The sequence below is a fragment of the Cobetia sp. MM1IDA2H-1 genome (genome assembly GCF_002916775.2).
In the GTDB taxonomy this organism is placed as follows: Bacteria; Pseudomonadota; Gammaproteobacteria; order Pseudomonadales; family Halomonadaceae; genus Cobetia; species Cobetia marina.
The window spans coordinates 271,134-292,937 of sequence record NZ_CM133225.1; the positions used below are offsets into that span (position 1 = coordinate 271,134).

Annotated in this window: 19 protein-coding genes; 15 read left to right on the forward strand and 4 right to left on the reverse strand. The window is 63.9% G+C overall.

The genetic code is table 11. From position 1 onward, the window contains the following. Positions 1–2 precede the first annotated feature (2 nt). Together BOH68_RS01245 and BOH68_RS01250 are read left to right on the forward strand one after the other, a co-directional pair. Positions 3–752 (forward strand): DUF1007 family protein, encoded by a 750-nt coding sequence (locus tag BOH68_RS01245; RefSeq protein WP_077378670.1) that lies wholly within the window; start codon positions 3–5, stop codon positions 750–752. Continuing rightward, complete coding sequence (locus BOH68_RS01250) at positions 749–1,984, forward strand: nickel/cobalt transporter (protein WP_077378673.1); 1,236 nt, start codon at positions 749–751, stop codon at positions 1,982–1,984. Before BOH68_RS01245 ends, BOH68_RS01250 begins: the two co-directional genes overlap by 4 nt. A gap of 124 nt (positions 1,985–2,108) precedes the next feature. On the opposite strand, the gene BOH68_RS01255 is transcribed toward BOH68_RS01250, so the two are convergent. Further along, positions 2,109–2,537: an HIT domain-containing protein gene (locus BOH68_RS01255; RefSeq protein ID WP_077378676.1), complete on the reverse strand. Its 429-nt coding sequence runs from the start codon at positions 2,535–2,537 to the stop codon at positions 2,109–2,111. 348 nt (positions 2,538–2,885) lie between these two features. Between BOH68_RS01255 and BOH68_RS01260 the strand changes: the two genes are divergently transcribed. The 8 genes from BOH68_RS01260 (at position 2,886) to BOH68_RS01295 (ending at position 10,204) form a co-directional block, all read left to right on the forward strand. Continuing rightward, a complete protein-coding gene (locus BOH68_RS01260) occupies positions 2,886–3,893 on the forward strand; it encodes a TAXI family TRAP transporter solute-binding subunit (protein ID WP_077378679.1) in 1,008 nt (335 codons plus the stop codon). Positions 3,894–4,274: 381 nt separating this feature from the next. Then, on the forward strand, positions 4,275–6,347 hold the full coding sequence (locus BOH68_RS01265) for a TRAP transporter permease (protein WP_205632796.1): 2,073 nt from the start codon (positions 4,275–4,277) through the stop codon (positions 6,345–6,347). 185 nt (positions 6,348–6,532) lie between these two features. After that, a complete protein-coding gene (locus tag BOH68_RS01270) occupies positions 6,533–7,312 on the forward strand; it encodes a sulfite exporter TauE/SafE family protein (RefSeq protein ID WP_077378685.1) in 780 nt (259 codons plus the stop codon). Positions 7,313–7,455: 143 nt separating this feature from the next. Continuing rightward, on the forward strand, positions 7,456–8,451 hold the full coding sequence (locus BOH68_RS01275; protein WP_077378688.1) for a zinc-dependent alcohol dehydrogenase family protein: 996 nt from the start codon (positions 7,456–7,458) through the stop codon (positions 8,449–8,451). A gap of 65 nt (positions 8,452–8,516) precedes the next feature. Next, positions 8,517–8,648, forward strand: a complete 132-nt coding sequence (locus tag BOH68_RS01280) for an entericidin A/B family lipoprotein (protein ID WP_077378691.1) — start codon at positions 8,517–8,519, stop codon at positions 8,646–8,648. A 57-nt stretch (positions 8,649–8,705) separates the two neighbouring features. Next, positions 8,706–8,837: an entericidin A/B family lipoprotein gene (locus tag BOH68_RS01285; RefSeq protein WP_077378694.1), complete on the forward strand. Its 132-nt coding sequence runs from the start codon at positions 8,706–8,708 to the stop codon at positions 8,835–8,837. 152 nt (positions 8,838–8,989) lie between these two features. After that, complete coding sequence (locus BOH68_RS01290) at positions 8,990–9,121, forward strand: entericidin A/B family lipoprotein (protein WP_077378697.1); 132 nt, start codon at positions 8,990–8,992, stop codon at positions 9,119–9,121. Positions 9,122–9,316: 195 nt separating this feature from the next. Next, entirely contained in the window at positions 9,317–10,204 is an 888-nt protein-coding gene (locus BOH68_RS01295) for a LysR family transcriptional regulator (RefSeq protein ID WP_077378700.1), read from the forward strand. Positions 10,205–10,278: 74 nt separating this feature from the next. Here the strand turns inward: BOH68_RS01295 and trhO are convergent, their stop codons facing one another. Next, positions 10,279–11,352 (reverse strand): oxygen-dependent tRNA uridine(34) hydroxylase TrhO, encoded by a 1,074-nt coding sequence (trhO, locus tag BOH68_RS01300; protein ID WP_077378703.1) that lies wholly within the window; start codon positions 11,350–11,352, stop codon positions 10,279–10,281. Positions 11,353–11,667: 315 nt separating this feature from the next. On the opposite strand from trhO, the gene BOH68_RS01305 reads away from it, so the two are divergent. The 4 genes from BOH68_RS01305 (at position 11,668) to BOH68_RS01320 (ending at position 16,992) form a co-directional block, all read left to right on the forward strand. Further along, positions 11,668–12,444 carry a formate dehydrogenase accessory sulfurtransferase FdhD gene (locus BOH68_RS01305; RefSeq protein ID WP_077378706.1) on the forward strand — a complete coding sequence of 259 codons (777 nt, stop codon included), beginning with the start codon at positions 11,668–11,670 and terminating at the stop codon, positions 12,442–12,444. 69 nt (positions 12,445–12,513) lie between these two features. Continuing rightward, positions 12,514–14,901, forward strand: coding sequence for an FdhF/YdeP family oxidoreductase (locus BOH68_RS01310; protein WP_374700427.1), 2,388 nt, complete (start codon positions 12,514–12,516; stop codon positions 14,899–14,901). Positions 14,902–15,076: 175 nt separating this feature from the next. Continuing rightward, positions 15,077–15,517: a VOC family protein gene (locus BOH68_RS01315; protein ID WP_077378712.1), complete on the forward strand. Its 441-nt coding sequence runs from the start codon at positions 15,077–15,079 to the stop codon at positions 15,515–15,517. Positions 15,518–15,819: 302 nt separating this feature from the next. Next, complete coding sequence (locus BOH68_RS01320) at positions 15,820–16,992, forward strand: GGDEF domain-containing protein (RefSeq protein ID WP_077378715.1); 1,173 nt, start codon at positions 15,820–15,822, stop codon at positions 16,990–16,992. 32 nt (positions 16,993–17,024) lie between these two features. Here BOH68_RS01320 and BOH68_RS01325 read toward each other — a convergent pair whose 3' ends face one another. Then, positions 17,025–17,735 (reverse strand): phosphatase PAP2 family protein, encoded by a 711-nt coding sequence (locus BOH68_RS01325; RefSeq protein WP_077378718.1) that lies wholly within the window; start codon positions 17,733–17,735, stop codon positions 17,025–17,027. Positions 17,736–18,049: 314 nt separating this feature from the next. Here BOH68_RS01325 and BOH68_RS01330 point away from each other — a divergent pair, with 314 nt between their 5' ends. Next, positions 18,050–18,571 carry an META domain-containing protein gene (locus tag BOH68_RS01330; protein ID WP_077378721.1) on the forward strand — a complete coding sequence of 174 codons (522 nt, stop codon included), beginning with the start codon at positions 18,050–18,052 and terminating at the stop codon, positions 18,569–18,571. 131 nt (positions 18,572–18,702) lie between these two features. Here the strand turns inward: BOH68_RS01330 and BOH68_RS01335 are convergent, their stop codons facing one another. Further along, positions 18,703–21,546 (reverse strand): valine--tRNA ligase, encoded by a 2,844-nt coding sequence (locus BOH68_RS01335; RefSeq protein ID WP_077378723.1) that lies wholly within the window; start codon positions 21,544–21,546, stop codon positions 18,703–18,705. Between the last annotated feature and the right edge of the window lie 258 nt (positions 21,547–21,804).

The window sequence follows — 21,804 nt, forward strand, 5'->3', positions numbered from 1 at the left end:
GCATGCCCCTTGCTGTTGATCATCGCGATGATGCGCGATCGTTTCCGCGCGCCTGGCGTCGTTGCCTGCGCTTGCTGACGGGGGCGTGGGTCGGCATGTTGGCCATCGCGTCGTTGATGGTCAGTCAACCGGCGCTTGCCCATCCGCATGGCTGGGTGGATCTGCGCGTGACCCTGCGCCTGGATGATCAGGGGCGGGCGGTGGCATTGCGTCAGTACTGGTTGCTGGACCCCTTCTATAGCCTGACGCTGCGGCAGGAGCTGGCCGCCCTGCAGGACGATACCAGCATGGAGCAGCGCCTGGATGCGCTGGGCAGCGAGATCCTCGCCAATCTTTCCCAGTTCGATTATTACACCCATGTTCAGCGTGACGGAGCGCCGGTGGCGCTGGGAGAGGCGACACGCCAGACCACCTGGCTCAAGGGGGAGCGCGTCGCCTTCCAGATGGAACTGCCTCTGGCCGAACCCGTGCCGATGGCCGGCCATACGCTCAGTTATCGCATCTATGATCCCACCTATTACATCGAGATCCTGCATGACCCGGACGCGATCGCCGTCCAGGAAGGGCTGGTGATCAAGGGGTTGTCCTCGCAGCAGGTGCCGATGGACTGTACGGCGAAGATCGCCAAGGCAGACCCGGATCCCCAGAAGGTCGCCGAGGCCTCGATGCTGGATATCAATGCCACCGCGCCGATGGATCTTGGCCAGTATTTCGCCGATGTCGGCAGTGTCCATTGTGAGGCGTCTCGATGAGCGATGAGCACAAGGACACCACCGGGCTTGGGGATGTCAAAAGCCTCAAGGGCATGCGTGATGGCCTGCTCAAGCCGGCCTCTTCGCGAGGGCGACGCCTGGCCGGCTGGCTGGCCCTCGGATTCGGACTGATCGTGCTGGGCATGGCCCTGTGGCCGAGCCTGGTACAGGCCTGGGGTGAGGCGCTGGGCTGGATCTTCGCTGAACAGTCGCGTTTTCAGCGCTCGCTCGGGCGCGCCATGAGCGAGCTTGCCGCGCACCCCGGCACCCCCTGGGCGCTGATCGGGCTGTCCTTCACTTACGGAGTGCTGCATGCGGCGGGCCCCGGCCATGGCAAGGTGGTGATCAGTACGCTGCTGGCCAGCCAGCCCATCGCGCGGCGACGTGCGCTATGGCTCTCGCTGCTGGCGGCCTTGCTGCAGGGCGTGAGTGCGCTGGTGCTGGTCGGCCTCGGGGCGGGACTGCTCGACTGGGCCGGGCGTGAGGTGCTCGGGCAGGTCGAGAAGGTCACTCTGCTCAGCCATGTCGGCGTACTGGCGTTGGGCCTGCTGCTGCTGTGGCGTGCCGCGCGTGCGTTGTGGCGGGCACTCAGGTCGCCCGCCACCACTGGCATGGAGGAGAGCGTGACGACACAGGAAGCGCCAGCGATGCAGGGGCTGGCGTTCGAGCCGTCGCATGGTCGCGACCACTCTCACGGCCACGATCATTCACACGGGCATGACTGCGGTTGCGGCCATGCGCATGGCGTGACGGCGGAGCAGGCCAGCGGCGACTGGCGCACCATGGGCATGGCGGTGCTGGCGATCGGCCTGCGGCCGTGTTCCGGCGCGATTCTGGTATTGCTGGCCGCGCTGGCGCTGAATCTGGTCGGCAGCGGGGTACTGGCGGTGCTGGCGATGTCACTGGGCACCGCGCTGACGGTGGGCAGCGTGGCAATGGCCACGCTGCTGATGAAGGCCAGCGGGCGTCTGACCGGCAAGCGCGAAGCGGGCGGAGCGCTTCGCCAGTGGCCGTGGGCCGCGGTGATCGGGCTGCTCGGCGGGATCGTCATCAGCGTGTTCGGGGCCTTGCTGGTCGCCAGCAGCCTCAAGGCGCTGGACTCCCCCACCGGACGCGGTGCCTCGCCGTTCGGGCGCGCGGCGCAGGGCGCGCCGTCCCCGTTGCGTGCCGCTCCCGCCGCGTCTCTGGTGGCTCCGCGCCCCGCCGTCGAGGCACCAGAAGCAGGCACATGACAGGTGCCTGGCGATCCAGCGTCCGGCACTCGGCGTCCGAGTGATGTCATGCTGACTGGCTTTCCTTCCCATCACGACAACGGGGCCCGCTGGGCCCCGTTGTCGTTGGCGCCTGAACAGGGCGCTAGAAGGAATAGGTCGGCAGCTCGGCGATCTTCATGCGTAGCGTGTCAATCAGCGTGGTGAGCGCTTCATTGTCATAGGCCTTCGGGCGTCCCACTCCCCAGACCGGCCCGGGCCAGGTGGCATCATCGCTGCTGCGGGCGATCACGTGTACATGCAGCTGTGACACGACATTGCCCAGGGTGCCGATATTGAGCTTTTCGCCGTCACTGAGCTGCATCAACAGCTCGCCGAGCAGGGTGGTCTCGTGCCACAGCTGGTGCTGGGAATGGCTGTCCAGCTCATAGACTTCGCGAATGTCCGCACGGCGTGGCACCAGCATCAACCAAGGATAGCGCGCATCGTTCATGAGGCGCACGCTGCACAATGCCAGGTCGGCCACGAAGTGAGTGTCTGCCTCCAGCTGCGGGTGCAGGGTGAAATCATTCATTGTCGTTCCTCGTCGTCGCGGGGCTGGCGCGCCCGAATGGCCTCGGCTGGTCTGCCGGTCCGTCTGCCGGCGGGGCCGTCACGGGTGTCCCCAGGCCAGGTGTCTGAATGTCTCCAGTGTGACCAGATCGGCAGAATCCTGCCACTTTTCGGTTTGCGCCATGCCGGCCGGCCGTTGGCGCAATGCCCCCATCGCCAAATACCGCCCCTGCTCGACACTTGCTAGTCTTCACTCAAGGCTGGGCAGTACGACCTGACCTTCGCTGTCCCGTCCGCTATCGCCACGTCTCGCCTATTCCAACAATAAGGGTTCGCCTGCGTTCCGGCAGGCCCGCCAAGGAGTCATTCCATGCAAAAGCGCCAGTTCCTCAAGGCCGGCCTCGGTCTCGCCATCGCTGCCTCTCTGGGCCTCAGTGCCGCAGCCCAGGCGGAAGGCAAGTACATCATGGGTACCGCGACCACCGGCGGTACCTTCTATCCCGTCGGCGTGGCGCTTTCCACGCTGATCAAGGTCAAGCTCGAGCCGACCGCCGGCATCTCGGTGTCCGCGATCTCCTCCGCCGGCTCCGGCGAGAACCTCAAGCTGATGGAAGAGAACCAGGCCCAGTTCGGCATCATCCAGGGCCTCTATGGCGCCTGGGCATGGAATGGCACTCCGCCGGTCAACAAGGCGCACAAGGACCTGCGCAGCATCTCGATGCTGTGGCAGAACGTCGAGCACTTCGTGGCACGCAACGATGAGGTCAAGACCGGCACCATCGAGGACATGACCAACTTCTATGGCAAGAGCTTCTCCATCGGCAAGAAGAACTCCGGCACCGAGGGCTCGGGTCGCTTCATTCTCGAGCAGCTGGGCATCGATGCCGACAAGATGAATCTGGCCTACATGGGCTATGGCCCGAGTGCCGACGCGATGCAGAACGGCAACATCGACGGCATGAACATTCCGGCAGGCGCACCGGCTTCCGCCGTGACGCGTGCCTACGCCAACCTCGGTGACGAGATCACCACGCTGGACTTCACCGAAGAGCAGCTGGCCAAGGTCAATTCCCAGTTCGAGCTGTGGACACCGTATGAAATCGCCGCTGGCACCTATCCGGGCCAGGACAAGGCGATCAACACCATCGCCCAGCCGAACATCCTCGTGGTACGTGATGACGTCTCCGAAGAAGACGTCTACCAGATCACCAAGACCATGTACGAGAACCTGCCGTTCTTGAACAACATCCACCCGGCCACCAAGGCCATGGCACTCGACAAGGCCATCGCTGGTCTGCCGCTGCCGCTGCACCCGGGTGCCGTGCGTTACTTCAAGGAGCAGGGCATCGAGATCCCTGAGCGTCTGATCGCCGACTGACCCACCCCTGAGTCCGCTCCATCGCTGCCCTCATCGCGCGCCCATGGCCGCGGTGAGGGCTGTGCAGTCCAACAAGACAGTGCCGGTCCGGCGTCATGCTGCGCCTTCGTTTCGCAAGCCAGCCTCTGCCAGGCCAAAGCCTGCCCATGCATCACTGATGTCACCGACGTCATTGATGAAGCAAGTCCGCATTTCCTCGCAAGCCCGGGCGCAGGTTGACGCCACACGTCGCCGCCGCGCCATCGCTGTCTGATCCCGTCTTGAGGCACCGCCATGCATGATTCCCGCTCGCCAGAGCCCTCTCGTCCCACTGAAGCCGTGCCGGATGCGCCGGACCTGTCCGGTGTGCGCGATGAATCCGTCGAAGCCGCGCCATGGCGCATGGAACTGCCCTGGCTAGGGCGGGCCGTGTTCGTGATTTCCATCGTCATCTGTCTGGCGCATCTGTACTTCAACACCATCTCGACCCTGTCGGAGCTGTGGGTGAGCGCGTTGCACTTCGGGCTGTTCGGCCTGCTGTGCGCGCTGACCATCCCGATGCTGACGCCGTCCAGTGATGGTGCCAAGCGCTGGGTGCTGGGTGTGGATGTCATGCTGGGGCTGGCGGCACTGGGTTGCGGCCTCTATCTGATCGGCTTCGAGGATGCGCTCTATGATCGTGGGGTCGTGTTCTCCCCCGCGGACTGGGTGGTCTCCATCGTCGCGGTGGGGCTGATTCTCGAGTTCGCGCGGCGCACCACCGGCTGGTTCATCCCGGTGCTGTGTCTGATCGCGCTGACCTATGTGGCCTGGTGGGGCAAGTATGTCGGTGGCGTGTTCAACTTCCCGGGCCTGACCTGGGAGACGGTGCTGTTCAGAAGCTTCATCGGCGGCGAAGGGATGCTGGGCTCCATCGCGCGCATCTCCTGGTCCTACGTGTTCATGTTCATCCTGTTCGGCGCCTTTTTGGTCAAGTCGGGCGCGGGTGACTTCATCATCGATCTGGCGCGCTGCGCGGCGGGTCGCTTCAAGGGTGGCCCGGGCTTCGTGGCCGTGTTCGCCTCCGGCCTGATGGGCTCGGTCTCCGGCTCCAGTGTCGCCAACACCGTCTCCACCGGCGTGATCACGATCCCGCTGATGCGGCGTGCCGGCTTCCCGGCGCGCTTCGCGGCAGGTGTGGAGGCCGCCGCCTCCACCGGTGGCCAGCTGATGCCGCCGGTGATGGGCGCGGGCGCCTTCATCATGGCGTCCTATACCCAGGTGCCGTACCTGACCATCGTCGGCGTGGCCGCCCTGCCGGCGCTGCTCTACTTCCTGTCTGTCGCCATGTTCGTGCGCATCGAGGCCAAGCGCTCCGACGCCACGGCGCTGGATGACCCGCAGGGCCCGCGTCTCAAGGACGTGCTCAAGGATGGCTGGCACTATCTGGCACCGCTGTTCGTGCTGGTCGGTGCACTGATCTACGGCTTCACGCCGACCTACGCCGCCGGCATCGCGATCCTGTCCGTCATCGCGGCCTCGTGGCTGTCGAAGAACCCGATGAAGCTCGGTGACATCATCGAGGCGATGCTGGCCGGGGTGCGCAACATGACCACCACGGCGATTCTGCTGATCACCGTCGGGCTGATCGTCAATGTCGTCTCCACCACGGGGATCGGCAACACCTTCTCGCTGATGATCACCGACTGGGCGGGTGGCAGCCTGCTGATCACCATCATCCTGGTCGCGCTGGCGTCCTTGATCCTGGGCATGGGGCTGCCGGTGACGGCGTCCTATATCGTGCTGGGCACGCTGTCCGCCCCGGCGCTCTACAACCTGATCGCGCACTCCCAGCTGGTGGATCTGCTGGCGGCGGGCAACCTGCCGGAGCAGGCCAAGGCCATCTTCATGCTGGCGGCACCTGACAAGCTGGACCTGCTGGGCGCGCCGATGAGCATGGACGCCGCACGTGAACTGCTGGCCCTGGTGCCGGATACCTTCCAGAGCCAGCTGTATGAGCAGGCGCTGTCGCCGCACGTGCTGACCATGGCACTGGTGAGTGCCCACATGATCATCTTCTGGCTGTCCCAGGACTCCAACGTCACGCCGCCGGTCTGCCTGACCGCCTTCGCGGCTGCCGCCATCGCCAAGACACCGCCGATGAAGACAGGCCTGATGGCGTGGAAGATCGCCAAGGGGCTCTACATCGTGCCGCTGCTGTTCGCCTGGAGTCCGCTGATCTCCGGTGACATCGGTGAGATGCTGACGGTCTTCGTGTTCGCGCTGTTCGGGATCTACGCTATCGTGGCGGGCATGGAAGGCTATCTGGAGCACGAACTGCCCTGGTGGCTGCGTCTGGCGATGTTCCCGCTGGGAGCGCTGATGCTGTGGCCGCATGGTCAGCTGACCTATGATATTGCCGGGCTGGCCATCTTCCTGGGCGTGCTGACCTACAGCGTGCGCCAGAGTGGCCGTCAGGAAGCCTTGGCTTCCTGAGTTCCGGCAGGTTCCGGCAGACGTGCCTGAATCCTGCATGACGTGACGCAATGCATCACCCACGATGCCCGGCATCCCTGCCTTCGCGAGGTTCCTGCGAGGAGGGTGTGTCGGGCATCGCGCGCTCTGAATGACGAAGGGCGTGCAGCGTGTCCCCCTTTTACGGCAAGACAAGGAATGTCGGCATGACAAGTGATGTGGCAGGGCTGGCAGGCGGCCTTGATCTGATCAGCGTGGTGGCGCTGATCGCGCTGGGTGGCGTGGCCGGCTTCATCAATGTGCTCTCGGCGGGTGGTTCGATGCTGACGCTGCCCTTGTTGATGTTTCTCGGCCTGCCCCCCGCGCAGGCCAATGCCACCAACCGCGTGGCGATCGCGTTGCAGAGTGCGACTGCCACCAGCACCTTCCTCAAGGCGGGGGCGCACAACATGGGGGTGGCCTGGCGACTGGCCGTGCCTGCCGTGCTGGGCGCGATGCTGGGGGCCTGGCTGGCGACCCGGATCAGTGCCGAGGCCTTCGAGGGTGTGCTGATCGTGGTGATGGTGGTGTGCTCGATCATGATGCTGCTGCCGACGCCGCGCATCGACACCCGTGAGCTGACCCCGGAACGCATCACTCCCATCGTGCTGCTGGCGATGTTCGGCATCGGTCTCTATGGTGGCTTCATTCAGGTGGGCGTCGGCGTGCTGTTCATCGTGGTGCTCTACCGGTTGCTCAAGATCGATCTGACCCAGGTCAACGTCTTCAAGGTCTTCATCGTGTTGATGTATACCCTGCCGGCGCTGGCGGTCTTCGTGTTCGATGGTCAGGTGCGCTGGGCCTATGGCCTGGTACTGGCGGTCGGCAACATGAGCGGCGCCTTCCTCGGTGCGCGGGTCAACATGAGTCCTGCCGGTGCGCGTTGGGTCAAGTGGCTGACGGTGGCGGTGATCTTCCTCATCGTGCTCAAGCTGGTGCTGACCTGATGCTGATTTGAGGCATGACACGGAGTAAGCTCGGGTCATTGCCGACATGGCGCCACCTTAGTGGCGCGGTGTCACCCAACTTTCATGACGGCGCCGTGCGGGCAGGGCGTCGCTTCTTTCTCATTGTTCAGGAGTCTTCCCACATGCAGGCCATGGTCATCGAGCAATACGGCGCCCCGGATGTGTTCGTCGAGCGCGAGCTGGACACGCCGACCCCGGCACGAGGTCAGGTGCGCATCAAGGTATCCGCCTCCAGCGTCAATCCCATCGAGACCAAGCTGCGCAGTGGCCTGGTCAAGTCGCACCCCGACTTCCCGGCCATCCTCAATGGCGATGTCGCGGGGGTGATCGACGCCGTCGGCGAGGGCGTGACGGATTTCTCGGTCGGCGATGAAGTGCTGGGCTGCGCCGGTGGCGTGAAGGGCTGGCAGGGCGCACTGGCGGATTACATGATCGCTGACACCCGTGTGATCGTGAAACGCCCGAGTCTGGCGGCGCTGACCCTGGAAGAATGCGCGGCCTTGCCGCTGGTGTTCCTGACGGCCTGGACGGCGCTGGTCTCGCGCGGTCAGATCAAGGAAGGCGAGCACGTGCTGATCCACGCCGGTACCGGAGGGGTCGGCCATGTCGCGGTGCAGATCGCCAAGTATCTCGGCGCACACGTCACCACCACCGTGTCCAGCGAGGCCAAGGCCGATCTGGCGCGCCAGCTGGGCGCCGACGAGATCATCAACTATCGCGAGGAAGCGGTCAGTGACTACGTGGCACGCCTGACCTCCGGGCGTGGCTTCGATCTCGTCTTCGACACCGTCGGTGGTGACAATCTGGATCGCTCCATCGAGGCCACGGCGATCTCCGGTCGGCTGTGCTCCATCAACACCCGCTCGACCCACGACCTGACCCAGCTGCACGCCAAGAACCTGTCGCTGCACGTCATTTTCCGCTCGGTGCCGCTGCTGACCGGTATCGGCATGGATGAGCAGCCGGAGCTGCTCAACGCCTTGAGCGAGATGCTGGAGGCCGGGGCGGTTCGCCCGCTGCTGGACGAGCATCAGTTCAGTTTCCGCGATATCGCCAAGGCACATGAATTGATCGAATCCGGCGAGGCAATGGGCAAGATTCTGCTGGTGAATCGCTGAGAATTGGCACTTTCCAGTGTCACGAAGGTCAGAGTGGCAGAGACGATTGATCAGGAATGCATGACATGCGAGTGACTCGCTTGATGATGGCCGCCTTGCTGGTGGCCAGCGTGGCCCTGACGGGCTGCAACACGGTGGCCGGCTTTGGCAAGGATCTTGAACACCTGGGTGGCAAGATCGACAACGCAGCCAGCTGAGCCTGACGGCCTGATCGACACCTTGCGTGCGATCAGGCACTTGAGAGAGGAATACCCATGCGACGCTTCATGATGATGACCGGTACGGCTCTGCTGTTCGGCCTGATGCTGGGAGGCTGCAACACCGTGGAAGGCTTCGGGGAAGATCTTGAGCATCTGGGGGGCTCCATCGAGGAGTCGGCCAGCTGAGCGAGTGAGGTGGCAGCGGATTCAGGCAATGAACGAAACATGAATTTCTCCCTTGAAACCCCGCAGGGTGGCCCAAGGTAATGGGTATCAGCGCAGGCATGACGCGTTGAATGGCAGGATCCATGATATCCATCACCACAAGGAGCATGACCATGTCCCGTACCATTGCACTGCTGTTCGCCTCTTTCTTCACTGTGGCGGCACTCTCCGGCTGCAACACCGTTGACGGTGCCGGCCAGGATGTCGAACACGCAGGTGAAGCCGTTCAGGACGCTGCCCAGTAAGCAGGTCGCCAGACACGCCGCTTCACTGTCAGCACGAGATGTGAGGCATGAGGCGCGATGCAATAGCGGCCCTGCGCCGATGATGACGCCCGGTGATTTCCGCCGGGCGTCGTCGTGTCCGGCCTTCCGTCGTCGCGTGCATCTGCTCTGCGTGCCATTCACTTTCTCTACTCTCCCCCTCGCAAGGACCCCGTCATGGATCATCGGCAGTTGGGCTTTCTGGTCGCGCTGGCCAATGAACGCCATTTCGGACGGGCGGCGCGAGTCTGCCATGTCACCCAGCCGACGCTGTCGGCGCGTCTCAAGCAGCTCGAGGAGGAGCTGGGCACGGCGCTGATACTGCGCGGCCATCGTTTCGAAGGTTTCACGCCGGAGGGGGAGCGGGTGCTGACCCATGCGCGGCGCATCATCGCCGAGCTGGATGAGCTCAAGGGAGATCTATCACCCGAGGCCGTGCTGACCGGTCGGCTGACGCTGGGTGTCGTGCCGTCCGCGCTGGCGGCGGTGGGGGAATTCCTGCCGCGTCTGCGTGAGGCCTTTCCCCAGCTCTCCCTGCGCATGCGGGAGCTGTCCACCTCCTCGCTGGCTCAGGGGCTGGAGGATGGTGAGCTGGATCTCGCGGTCGGCTATCCGGCGGCCCCCGCCATGAGCGGCTTCGCCTGCCGACCGCTCTATCAGGAGCATTCGGCGCTGATTGCCAGTCAGGCGCATTTCCTGCTGCCCGAGACACCCGCATGGGAGTGTCTGCGGGAGTATCCGCTGGTGCTGCTGACGCCGGAGATGCAGCAGCGACGCCGGCTCAATCAGCAACTGGCTCAGCTGAACCATCAGCCGTCGCCGTTGCTGGAAGCCAACTCCATCGCGGCGCTGGGCGTGATGCTGGAGGCGGGCCTGGGGGTGAGCGTGCTGGCGGAACACCTTGCCGACTCGCGTCTCGGTACGGGGCTGGTGGCGCGACGCCTGCCCGGGGAGGGCGAGACGGTGGGGCTGCTGTGGCGTAGCGGCCAACAGCATAGCCGTCGGCTGAATGCCGTGCTGGAGCTGTTGCGCTCGCTCCCTCGGTCGGCAGACGTGGACGGATGATGGAGGGGGCAACGCAAGACACCCCGTGAAAACGGGGTGTCTTGATCAGTCTTCAGCCACGCACGAGGTCGGGGTCAGCCCTTGTCGGCGTCCTGCGTCTGCGCCTTGAGCGCGGCCAGACGAGCCGCTTCGCGCTGACGCTGCTTGGCGTCACGACGCGCCTGCATCTGGGCGAGCGCGTCCTTGCCCAGGTGCGCCTCACCCCGTTGCTCGGCGAGACGAATCTGATTCTCGCGCTCGGCAAAGCGTGCCTTCTGGGCATCGCTGAGCTTGTCGTAGCAGCGCGGGCAGCTGACACCCTTCTGGTACTTGTCGCTCTGCTTGTCCGCTTGCGTGATCGGCAGACGGCAGGCGTGACATTGGTCAAACTGACCGGGGCGCAACTTGTGGTCGACGGTGACACGGTCATCGAACACGAAACATTCGCCCTGCCACAGCGTCTCTTCCTGGGGCACCTCTTCCAGATACTTCAGAATGCCGCCCTTGAGGTGATAGACCTCCTCAAACCCCTGCTCCTTCAGATAGGCGGTGGATTTCTCGCAGCGAATGCCTCCGGTGCAGAACATCGCCACCTTGCGGTGCTGCTGCGGGTCCAGCTCACGGGAGACATAGTCCGGGAAATCACGGAAAGCGGCCGTGTTCGGGTTGACGGCACCCTTGAAGGTCCCCACTTCCACTTCATAGTCGTTGCGGGTGTCGATCAGCAGCACGTCAGGGTCGGAGATCAGCGCGTTCCAGTCCTTCGGCTCCACGTAGGTACCGACGGTATGGCGCGGGTCGATCCCTTCCACGCCCATGGTGACGATCTCGCGCTTGAGCTTGACCTTGGCACGCAGGAAGGGGGACTGCTCTGCCAGAGACTGCTTGGTGTCCAGTTCCGCCAGGCGCGGGTCTGCCATCAGCCAGGCCAGCAGGGCATCGATGCCGGCGCGAGAGCCGGAGACGGTGCCATTGATGCCTTCGCGTGCCAGTAGCAGGGTGCCGCGGATGCCATGCTCGTCCATCACTGCCAGCAGCGGTTCGCGCAGCGACTCGAAGTCCTCGAGGGTGACGAACTTGTAGAGTGCGCAGACGACATGCTGCGGCGCCAGCGGGCTGGGACGAGCGGTGTCGGCAGCCGGTGCGACGGTCGTGGGGGTATCGGTCATGCAGGAGTCCTCATGCGGGCCGGAACGTAAATCCGGAGCAGGATGATCAGAAGGGAAGGCGTGCGACAGCGCGTGAGTGCCGCGTCGTCCAGGCGAGCCTTCGTGGTTCGGCGGCATATTTTACGTGACTCGCGCACGAATTTCCTGCGCGGGATCAAGGGGTCGCCTCATGCTGGCAATTTCATTGATGGTGTCTATCAAGGTACGGGCGAGTTCAATTGGTGAGCGATCGATGATGACGCTATCGTATCGCCATGACGGCTTGCGTACATTCGCGAATCTGCACAGTGATGTCGCGCACAACGGGGTGTCGGAATGAGTGATTCACTCTATCAAGCAGCGACCGAGGGACTGCGTTATCAGGATGCGCGTGAGCGGCCCTTGCGAGAGCTGGATGGGCCCTCCGAGCTACCCGTGAGTCTGGTGCTCAATGAGATCCCGATGGGCACGTTGCTGGCGAGCCCCGAGGCGCTGGAGCCACTGGCGCTGGGGCACGCCTTCACCGCAGGCTGGATCACGCGGCGTGAGGAGGTCACCGCCATCCATCTCTCGCGGCTGCGCCATGGGCTGGCGGTGCGTCTGGACGTCAGCGAGGCGCTGGCGCGCAAGGCCGAGGGCCATCAGCGGCGCGAGAGCAGCGTGTCCAGCTGTGGCGCTTGCGGCGTGCAGGATGAGGCCGAGCTGATGGCTGGCCTGACGCGCCTTCCGCCACGGGCAGCGCTCTCACCTGAGGCGTTGATGCGTGGGCTGGAGCGCCTGGAGCGCGCGACACGGCGCGGCATGCACCTGGCGCTGGGGCTGGACGCCGAGGGCGGCCTGATCTCGCAGGGGGCCGATATCGGTCGCCACAATGCGCTGGACCGCGTGATCGGCATGAGTCTCGACAGCGGCGTCTGGCCCGAGGCGCTGCTGGTCTCCAGTCGCTGCAGTCTGGAGCTGGTCCAGAAGACCATCCGTGCCCGCATTCCGACGCTTGCCACCCTTGCCGTGCCTTCACGCCTGGCGGTGGAGACCGCGCGTGCCTGTGATCTCAACCTGATCTGTGCCCATCGCGGGCGTCGACTCGAGCTGCTCAGTGGGCAGGCCGACTGACGGCCCCTGGCGCGTACTCACGCCTGTCTGATCCTTTCCCGCCTTCCCCTTTTGCCTGTGGACCCTGACATGACTGATATTGCCGCCCCCGAGACGCCTGAGCACGCATCGGCTCGCCTGCCACGTGAGGATGAGAGGATGACGCGCCATCCCCGCATCGCTGCCTACTCCGGTCCGGCGGGCGGCTGGGGGGCGCTCAAGAGTGTCGGTCAGCATGTCAGTCACTCCAGGGCGCCATGGAAGAGCGTGCGCTCCCTGCTCAAGGCCAATCAGGACAAGGGCTTTGACTGCCCAGGCTGCGCCTGGGGCGATCCGGAGCACGGCTCCTCCTTCGAATTCTGCGAGAACGGCGCCAAGGCAGTGGCCTGGGAAGTGACCGCCAAGCGTGTCACGCCATGCTTCTTCGCCCAGCACACCGTCACGGAGCTGCTGGGCTGGGACGACTTCATGCTCGAGGATCAGGGCCGCCTGACCGAACCGATGCGCTATGACGCGGCCAGTGACCGCTATGAACCGATCAGCTGGGAGGCGGCCTTCGCGATCATCGCCGAGCACCTCGATGCGCTGACGTCACCGGATGAGGCGCTGTTCTATACCTCCGGACGCGCCAGCAACGAGGCGGCCTATCTGTATCAGCTGTTCGTGCGTCTGTTCGGCACCAACAACTTCCCCGACTGCTCCAACATGTGTCATGAGGCCAGTGGCGTCGGCATGAAGGCGAGTCTCGGTGTCGGCAAGGGCACGGTACTGCTGGAGGATTTCGAGCACGCGGATGCCATCTTCGTGTTCGGTCAGAACCCCGGCACCAACCATCCCCGCATGCTGGGGGACCTGCGACGTGCCTCTCGACGTGGGGCGCGCATCGTCAGCTTCAATCCGTTGCGTGAACGGGGGCTGGAGCGCTTCGCCGACCCGCAGTCGCCGCTGGAGATGATGACCCTCTCCAGTCAGCCCATCAGCCATCGTTATTACCAGCCGCGGATGGGGGGTGACATGGCGGCGGTGCGTGGCATGGCCAAGGCACTCTTCGCCATGGAGGCGCGCGGCGAATTCACGCGCGCTGCTTCCTTCATCGAGCGCCACACGCGGGGAGCGACGGCCTGGCAGGACGTGGTCGAGGCGACGGACTGGGCCACGCTCGAGGATCAGTCCGGGCTGACCCGTGCGCAGCTCGAGGAGGCCGCGATGATCTTCGCCGGGGCCGACAACGTCATCTGCACCTGGGCGATGGGCATCACGCAACATCTGCACGCCGTGGACAGCGTCCGGGAGATCGTCAATCTGCTGCTGCTCGGGGGCCATTTCGGGCGTCCCGGTGCCGGTGCCTGCCCCGTTCGCGGACATTCCAATGTCCAGGGAGACCGCACCATGGGCATCGACGAGAAGGCGCCGGCCTCGTTGATCGATGCACTCGAAGCCCGCTATGGCGTGAGCATGCCGCGTGGCCAGGGCTTCAACACCGTGGAGAGTCTGGCGGCGCTGGAACAGGGCAGGGCGAAGACCTTCATCGCGCTGGGCGGCAACTTCACGCGCGCCACGCCGGACAGCGAGCGCACCGAGGCGGCCATGCGCAACCTCAAGCTCAACGTCCAGATCAGCACCAAGCTCAACCGCAGTCATCTGGTGATCGGCAAGACGACGCAAGCGCTGATTCTGCCGTGTCTGGGGCGCAGCGAGATCGACCGCTCCGCACAGGTGGCCTCCCAGCACATCAGCGTCGAGGACTCGATGTCGATGGTGCACTCAAGCGCTGGCATCAAGGCGCCGGCCAGTGACGAGCTGCGCTCGGAACCCGGCATCATCGCGGGTATCGCGCGCGCCACGCTTGCCCGGGTGCTGCCATGGCGCGGCGTGAGTGACCCGGTCAACTGGGAGGCGCTGAGCGAGAACTATGACCTCATCCGTGACGAGATCGCGGCGGTGATTCCCGGTTTTGCCGATTTCAACGTCCGTCTGGCCCAAAAGCGCGGTTTCCATCTCGCCAACCCGGTGCGTGAGCTGCGCTTCCCTACCACCAGTGGCCAGGCGCAGTTCTCGGCGGCGGCGCTGCCGAGGTCCGTGCTGCATCAGCAGCTCGCGCGTCGGGAAGGCTGGTTGACCCTGCAGACCATGCGTAGCCATGATCAGTACAACACCACCGTCTATGGCTACAACGACCGCTATCGTGGCGTGTCGGGTCAGCGTCGAGTGGTGTTCATCAATGCGCAGGACCTTGCCCGCCTGGGGCTGGCCGATGGTGACTGGGTCGACATGGTCGGTGAGCCGCGCCCGGATGGCAGTGAGCGGCGTGCGCCTCAGTTCAAGCTGGTGGAATACGACATCCCGCCCGGTTGCATCGGTGCCTATTATCCGGAAACCAATGTGCTGGTCGCATTGGAAAGCCATGGCAGCGATACCGGCACACCTGCCTCCAAGGCGGTCCCCGTGCGGCTGGAGCGCAGTTCACGCATCGCCTGACGGCGCGAGGCGCCAGCAGCAGGATGCAAGCATCACCACATTGCCGCGTGGCGAGGAGACTCGTCGCGCGGCAGTCGTGTGTCTAGAATATTCCCGTACGCCGAGTCCGCTTCGCTCGGCGTACGTCCTTTCCCGTCTTCAGTGCCGGCTCATCCATCGTTCAAGAGAGTGATCCATGCAATATCTGCACACCATGCTGCGTATCCGTGATGTCGACGCTTCACTGCATTTCTTCCGTGACCTGCTCGGCATGGTCGAGATCTCGCGCAAGGATTCCGAGAAGGGCCGCTTCACGCTGATCTTCCTGGCAGCCCCGCAGGATGCCGAACGTGCCCGTGAGATGCAGACGCCGATGCTGGAACTGACCCATAACTGGGACCCGGAAGACTATGAAGGCGGGCGCAACTTCGGCCATCTGGCCTATCGTGTCGAGGATATCTACGCCACCTGTCAGCATCTGATGGACAATGGCGTGACCCTCAATCGCCCACCGCGTGACGGCCACATGGCGTTCGTGAAGAGCCCGGATGGCATCTCGCTGGAGTTGCTGCAGGCCGGCGAACCCCTTGCGCCGCAGGAACCGTGGGTCTCGATGGCCAATACCGGCAGCTGGTAACGCTCACGCCGGGGTCGCGATGCCCGACAGCGCTCAGGCGCGGGCAAGCGTCGCACAATGGTGACGCAATGTCGGTGCGGGGCTGGCGGAACCGGCATTTGGGCTTATGCTGTGATCAGAACGATAATGCTCGCCGCATGAGACATGACACGTCATGCGGTGGCTTTCTGGTGTTGTGCAGGGCTACCCCTGCCGTCCAGACAGGTGCAGGCTCCATGACACTCCCCCTGTCGCGCGCTGGCCGTGTCCGTGTCATGAGAGTTTCGCCCACGTGATGACCGCCGAATGGCAAGGACTGCCTGATGTTGAGTGTTGCTCGTGCCTGGTTGCGTCAAGAACCGCGTCTGCTCGCTGTCGAGCATCGCCGTTTCTATCATGCCTATCTGTGGGTCTATCTGATGGTGCTGGGCCTTTATGTGGCCTGGCTGCCTGTCTTCATGGTGCTCAAGGCACCACGCCTGGCGTTCGCCAGCGGGATCATGGTGCTGGTGGGGCTGCTGGGGGTGCTGTTGCATCGTCAGCATCACATGCTGATGGCTCTGGTGCTGGTACTGGGCAGTCTGACGTTGATGACCTGGCTTGCCTCCTACTGCTTCGGCAATGCCGCCGGCTACGAGTATTACTTCTTCATCGTGATGGCCGGTATCCATCTTGCTCCCCTGTCAGGCAAGGTGCGTGTCATCAGCACGCTGTCTCTCTTCGTCGCTGCAGTGCTGTCGCTGATGGTGGCCTCTCAGCATGTTTCCGATGGCTTCATCCCTGTCTGGATCATGCAGTCATTCAACCTGTTTGCCGTCTTCATGCTGATGGTCACCTTCCTGTGGCGCATGCTGGCACTCACCGAACACTTCGAACGCCAGTACCGCCAGGATGCCAGTCGCGATGAGCTGACCGGGCTGTTCAATCGGCGCCAGACCCTGCGCCAGGCGGAAAAATGGTGGCAGGACGCCGTGCCCTGCTCGGTATTGATGATGGATGTGGATCACTTCAAGCAGATCAATGATCTGCGGGGGCATGCGGCAGGTGATGAGGCCCTGAGACAGATCGGGCGCCTGCTCAATGCCACACTGCGCCAGGGGGATAGAGCAGGGCGTATCGGTGGTGAGGAGTTTCTGGTGCTGTTGCCGCGCAGCGGGCGCGGCGAGGCGATTTCCGTGGCGGGACGGATACGTTCCCTGCTGGCCAGCTCGCCGCCACAGTTTGCGGGAAGCGCCGTGCCGGTCACCGTCTCGATAGGGGTCGCCGTCAGTCATGAGTGTGAATCACTGGATGACCTGCTGCAGCTGGCGGATCGTCGCCTGTACCACGCCAAGCATCAGGGGCGCGACCGGGTGGTAGCGGGGGGTGAGCGGCAGCAGGAAAGGGAAGGCGAGTCGTGCAGCCTCTTGGCTGCCCCTGAGACGGCGCGCCAGGGGGATCAGGGTGAGCCCCCGGCAGAACATGGGCACTTTGCCGACAGGACACTCGTGGGGTGATTCGAGGCTGTCTTGCGCTCTCGAGTCGCTCTTCAGTTCTCGAGCGTGTGCCGGCCGAGGCCTGACAGGCAGCGCTCGATGGCTCTCGCCAGACGGCGCGCCACGGGCGTACACAGCACCCAGGGCAGAATGATCAGTGCAATGCTGAGCGAGCCCAGATAGACATCACTGAACCAATGGGCACCCACCATGATGCGTGGGGCACTCAATATCACCACGAATGCCAGACTCCACAGCGCGATGCGTCGTGGGGCGAAGGCCCACATGTAACCGGCGAAGACCATCAGCATCAAGCCGTGATCCCCCGGGAAGCTGTTCGAGGCCGAGTCCTTGGTCTTGAAGGACACCAGGTCGGAGAGATGCTGTGCGTGCTGGAAGACGCGAGTCGGACTGGCATGGCCGTAGCTGATGGCGCGCAGCACGCACAGCGAGATGATACCGGCGGTCAGCAGCATGGTGATGCCGAGGCTGGTCCAGCGCCGGTAGCGGTCGGGGCGCGAATCCTCAAGCATCGCCCAGCAGAACAGGACACCCATCAGGCCGAAGGCCGCAACATCGAAGAACCGCGTGTTGAGAAGCCCCAGCAGGGTATCCCAGTGCGGATTGAGTGGCGAGATGAGGTGATTGAATGCCCAGAATACCCGGCCGTCCAGATCGGGCCAGAAATCCAGTGCCGGTACCCACCAGCTGATCAGCAAGGCGAATCCTGTGGCATTGAGTGCCAGTAGTCGTCTGGTCAGCATCTCCGTCCCTCCTGGTGCAGATGGTGCGAGGTATCATCAAGCATCAGCAAGCGATCCCTATCGCTGCCTTCACGGCGTATGGTAATTTCAAAGGCTCTTCAAGAAACACTGTTTTCGAATGTTCCAGGAGAGAAGCATCGTTGCGTCAGACGCGATCTGGCGGGCTATCGTCTCGCGAGCCAGTCGGCCTGTCGGGACCGGGATGGCGCAGGGCATCAAGGGGCTTGTGGTTTGCGCGACGGGTCTGCATGCTCGCGCCCGATCGTTTCATCAATGCCTGACATCGAGGCAGGCTCATCACGGGGGATCTCTTCATGAGCGTCATCTTGCGCCGTCTATCACTTGCCACTTCGCTGGCGATCGCGACTTCCCTGCTGGCCGGCTGCGCGGTCAGTCACTCAGGCGCGACGGACGCCGGGCAGGGCGGCGGGAGCGGTGCCGGCAGTGCGAGCCCTGCGCTGGTCGGTACCCCCTGGAGCTTCTCGAAGACCGAGGAGACCGGTGAGGCGCCCAATTTCCTGTTGCAGGCCCCGACACCGGAGCAGCTGGCGGATGAAGAGGATGACCGCCTGCGCCTGGTGGGCAGCAATGGCTGCAATCGTCTGATGGGGCCGGTGGTACTGGATGAGTCTCGCCAGACCCTGGAGATCGGTCCGCTGGCCTCGACCATGAAGATGTGCCCCAATCCCGAGCAGTCCAATGCCTTCAATCGCATGCTGGAGGAGGTGGCTCGCTATCAGATCGTCGGCAGTGGCGAGAGCGCTCGCCTGCGGGTGATGGATGACACCGGCTATCTGCTGGCGACCTTCATGCCTGTCGCGGCCAGCGACGACTGAGCGCCAGCGACGACTGAGCGCCAGCGACGATTGAGCGCCTGCGCCGACTCCCGTGACATGCCCGGAATGAAGAAAGCCCCCGGCACCTTTCGGTGCCGGGGGCTTTTGCCTGCGATCAAGACGAGTGTGGCTTACAGCGCTTCGATCTTGGCGCGCTGACTTTCCAGCAGTGCAAGCTCCGCCTGGGCATCGGCCAGCTTGGCGCGCTCCTTCTCGACCACATCGGCCGGTGCGCGACCGACGAACTTCTCGTTGCCGAGCTTGTTCTCGAGACCGGTGATGACCTTCTGCTGCTTCTCGTGTTCCTTGTCGATGCGCTTGAGCTCGGCATCCTTGTCGATCAGGCCGGCCATCGGCACCAGCACTTCCAGCTCACCGACGCGCTGGATGGCGGACATCGGCGCTTCATCGCCCGCCGCCAGGAAGGTGATGCTTTCCAGACGGGCCAGCTTGGACAGGAACAGACGATTGGCTTCCAGACGCTCGGCATCGCCGTCGGCACCGTTCTGCAGGTAGACCTCCAGCGGCTTGCCTGGGGACAGGTTCAGCTCGTTGCGGATATTGCGCACCGCGATGATGATGCCCTTGAGCCACTCGATGTCACGGATGGCCTGCTCATCGATCCGCTCGGCGTCGGCCTGCGGCCACGCCTGGCTCATGATGCTCTCGCCTTCCACCGGCTTGCCGGCGTGAGGCGCGATGCGCTGCCAGATCTCCTCGGAGATGAACGGCATCATCGGGTGGATCAGGCGCAGGATGGTCTCGAGCGCGCGTACCAGGGTGCGACGCGTGCCGCGCTTGGCTTCCGCGCTGGCGTTCTCGTCCCACAACACCGGCTTGGAGAGCTCCAGATACCAGTCGCAGTACTCGTTCCAGATGAACTCATAGAGCGCCTGGGAGGCGTGGTCGAAGCGGAACTCTTCCAGCGCGCGGGTGACCTGCTGCTCGGTCTGCTGCAGGCGCGCGATGATCCAGCGATCGGCCAGTGACAGCTCGACGGCTTCGCCGTTGACGCCGCAATCCTGGTCCTCGGCATTCATCAGCACGTAGCGCGCCGCATTCCACAGCTTGTTGCAGAAGTTGCGATAGCCATCGAGACGGCCCATGTCGAACTTCACGTCACGCCCGGTGGACGCCAGTGACAGCAGGGTGTAGCGCAGCGCATCGGTACCGTGGGGCTCGATGCCCTCCGGGAACTCGTTGCGCGTGGCCTTGGCGATCGCCTTGGCCTTCTTGGGCTGCATCATGTTGCCGGTACGCTTCTCGACCAGCTCATCCAGGCCGATGCCGTCGATCAGGTCGATGGGATCGAGGACGTTGCCCTTGGACTTGGACATCTTCTGACCGAGGCTGTCACGCACCAGACCATGCACGTAGACCTTGCGGAACGGCACTTCACCCTTGAACTTCAGGGTGAACATGATCATCCGCGCCACCCAGAAGAAGATGATGTCGAAGCCGGTGACCAGCACGTCGGTGGAGTGGAAGGTCTTGAGTTCTTCGGTGTCCGCCGGCCAGCCGAGGGTGCCGAAGGTCCACAGCGCAGAGCTGAACCAGGTGTCGAGGACGTCTTCGTCCTGACGCAGTTCGACGTCGGCACCCAGCTGGTTCTCGGCGCGGACTTCTTCCTCGTTGCGGCCGACATAGACGTTGCCGTCGTTGTCATACCAGGCCGGAATGCGGTGGCCCCACCACAGCTGACGCGAGATGCACCAGTCCTGCAGGTCACGCATCCACGCGAAGTACATGTTCTCGTAGTTCTTGGGCACGAACTCGATGTCGCCGTTCTCGACCGCCTCGATGGCCGGGCGTGCCAGCTCCTCGACGGCCACGAACCACTGGTCCGTCAGCAGCGGCTCGATGACGTCGCCGGAGCGGTCACCGTGGGGCAGGGTGTTGTTGATGGTCTCGACCTGCTCCAGCAGACCCAGCGCGTCCATGTCGGCGACCAGCTTCTCGCGCGCGACGAAGCGATCCAGACCGGCGTAGGCGGCCGGCAGGCTGGCGTCTTCCTGGGGCTGCGGACGTCCCTGCAGGTCGTAGATCTCGGCGAGCTCCAGGATGGTGGCATCCTGGCTCATCACGTTGATCAGCAGATGGCCCTGACGCTTGCCGACTTCGTAGTCATTGAAGTCGTGTGCCGGAGTGATCTTGACGCAACCGGAGCCCTTTTCCATGTCGGCGTGTTCATCGGCGACGATGGGGATGCGACGGCCGACCAGCGGCAGTTCGATGAACTTGCCGACCAGGCTTGCGTAGCGCTCATCCTTGGGATTGACGGCCACGCCGGTGTCACCCAGCAGGGTTTCCGGGCGCGTGGTGGCGACGACGACGTAGTCCTTGCCATCGGCGGTCTTGACGCCATCGGCGAGCGGATAGCGGAAGTGCCAGAAGCTGCCTTGCTGATCACGGTTCTCGACTTCGAGATCGGAGATCGCGGTGTGCAGGGTCGGGTCCCAGTTGACCAGACGCTTGCCACGGTAGATGAGGTCTTCCTTGTGCAGGCGCACGAAGACTTCCTGCACGGCCTTGTAGAAGCCATCGTCCATGGTGAAGCGCTCGCGGCTCCAGTCGATGCTGGTGCCCATGCGACGCAGCTGACGCGTGATGTTGCCGCCGGACTCTTCCTTCCACTCCCAGATCTTGTCGGTGAAGGCTTCGCGACCCAGATCATGACGCGTCTTGCCTTCTTCGGCGGCGACCTTGCGCTCCACCAGCATCTGCGTGGCGATACCGGCGTGGTCGGTGCCTACCTGCCACAGGGTGTTGCGACCCTGCATGCGACGCCAGCGCACCAGGGTGTCCATGATGGAATCCTGGAAGGCATGGCCCATGTGCAGGGAGCCGGTGACGTTGGGCGGCGGGATGACCAGTGAGAAGCTCTCGCCCTGGCCTGACGGCGCAAAGCGATTCTCGGATTCCCAGCGCTCGTACCAGCGCGTCTCGATGGCGTTCGGTTGGTAGGTCTTGTCCATGGGTCTGCAAATGATCCGGTTGGGCGGGACGTCCCGCGCCGGCTCAGTGAGCGGGGCAGCGCAGGCAGAAAATGGGCTCGATTATAGCGCCGCTGATGTCAGGCGTCATTCGGTCTTGGCGTGCAGGCTCTTGTGGCCCTCGCCAAGGGGACGGTTTCACAAAGCAGGCAACATCCACGCAATGATGCCGTATCCTGTCGCAACCTGCTGACGCCGAGGTGCCTCGCCTCGGAGTCTCCCTCCTGTTCCTGCTCGCGG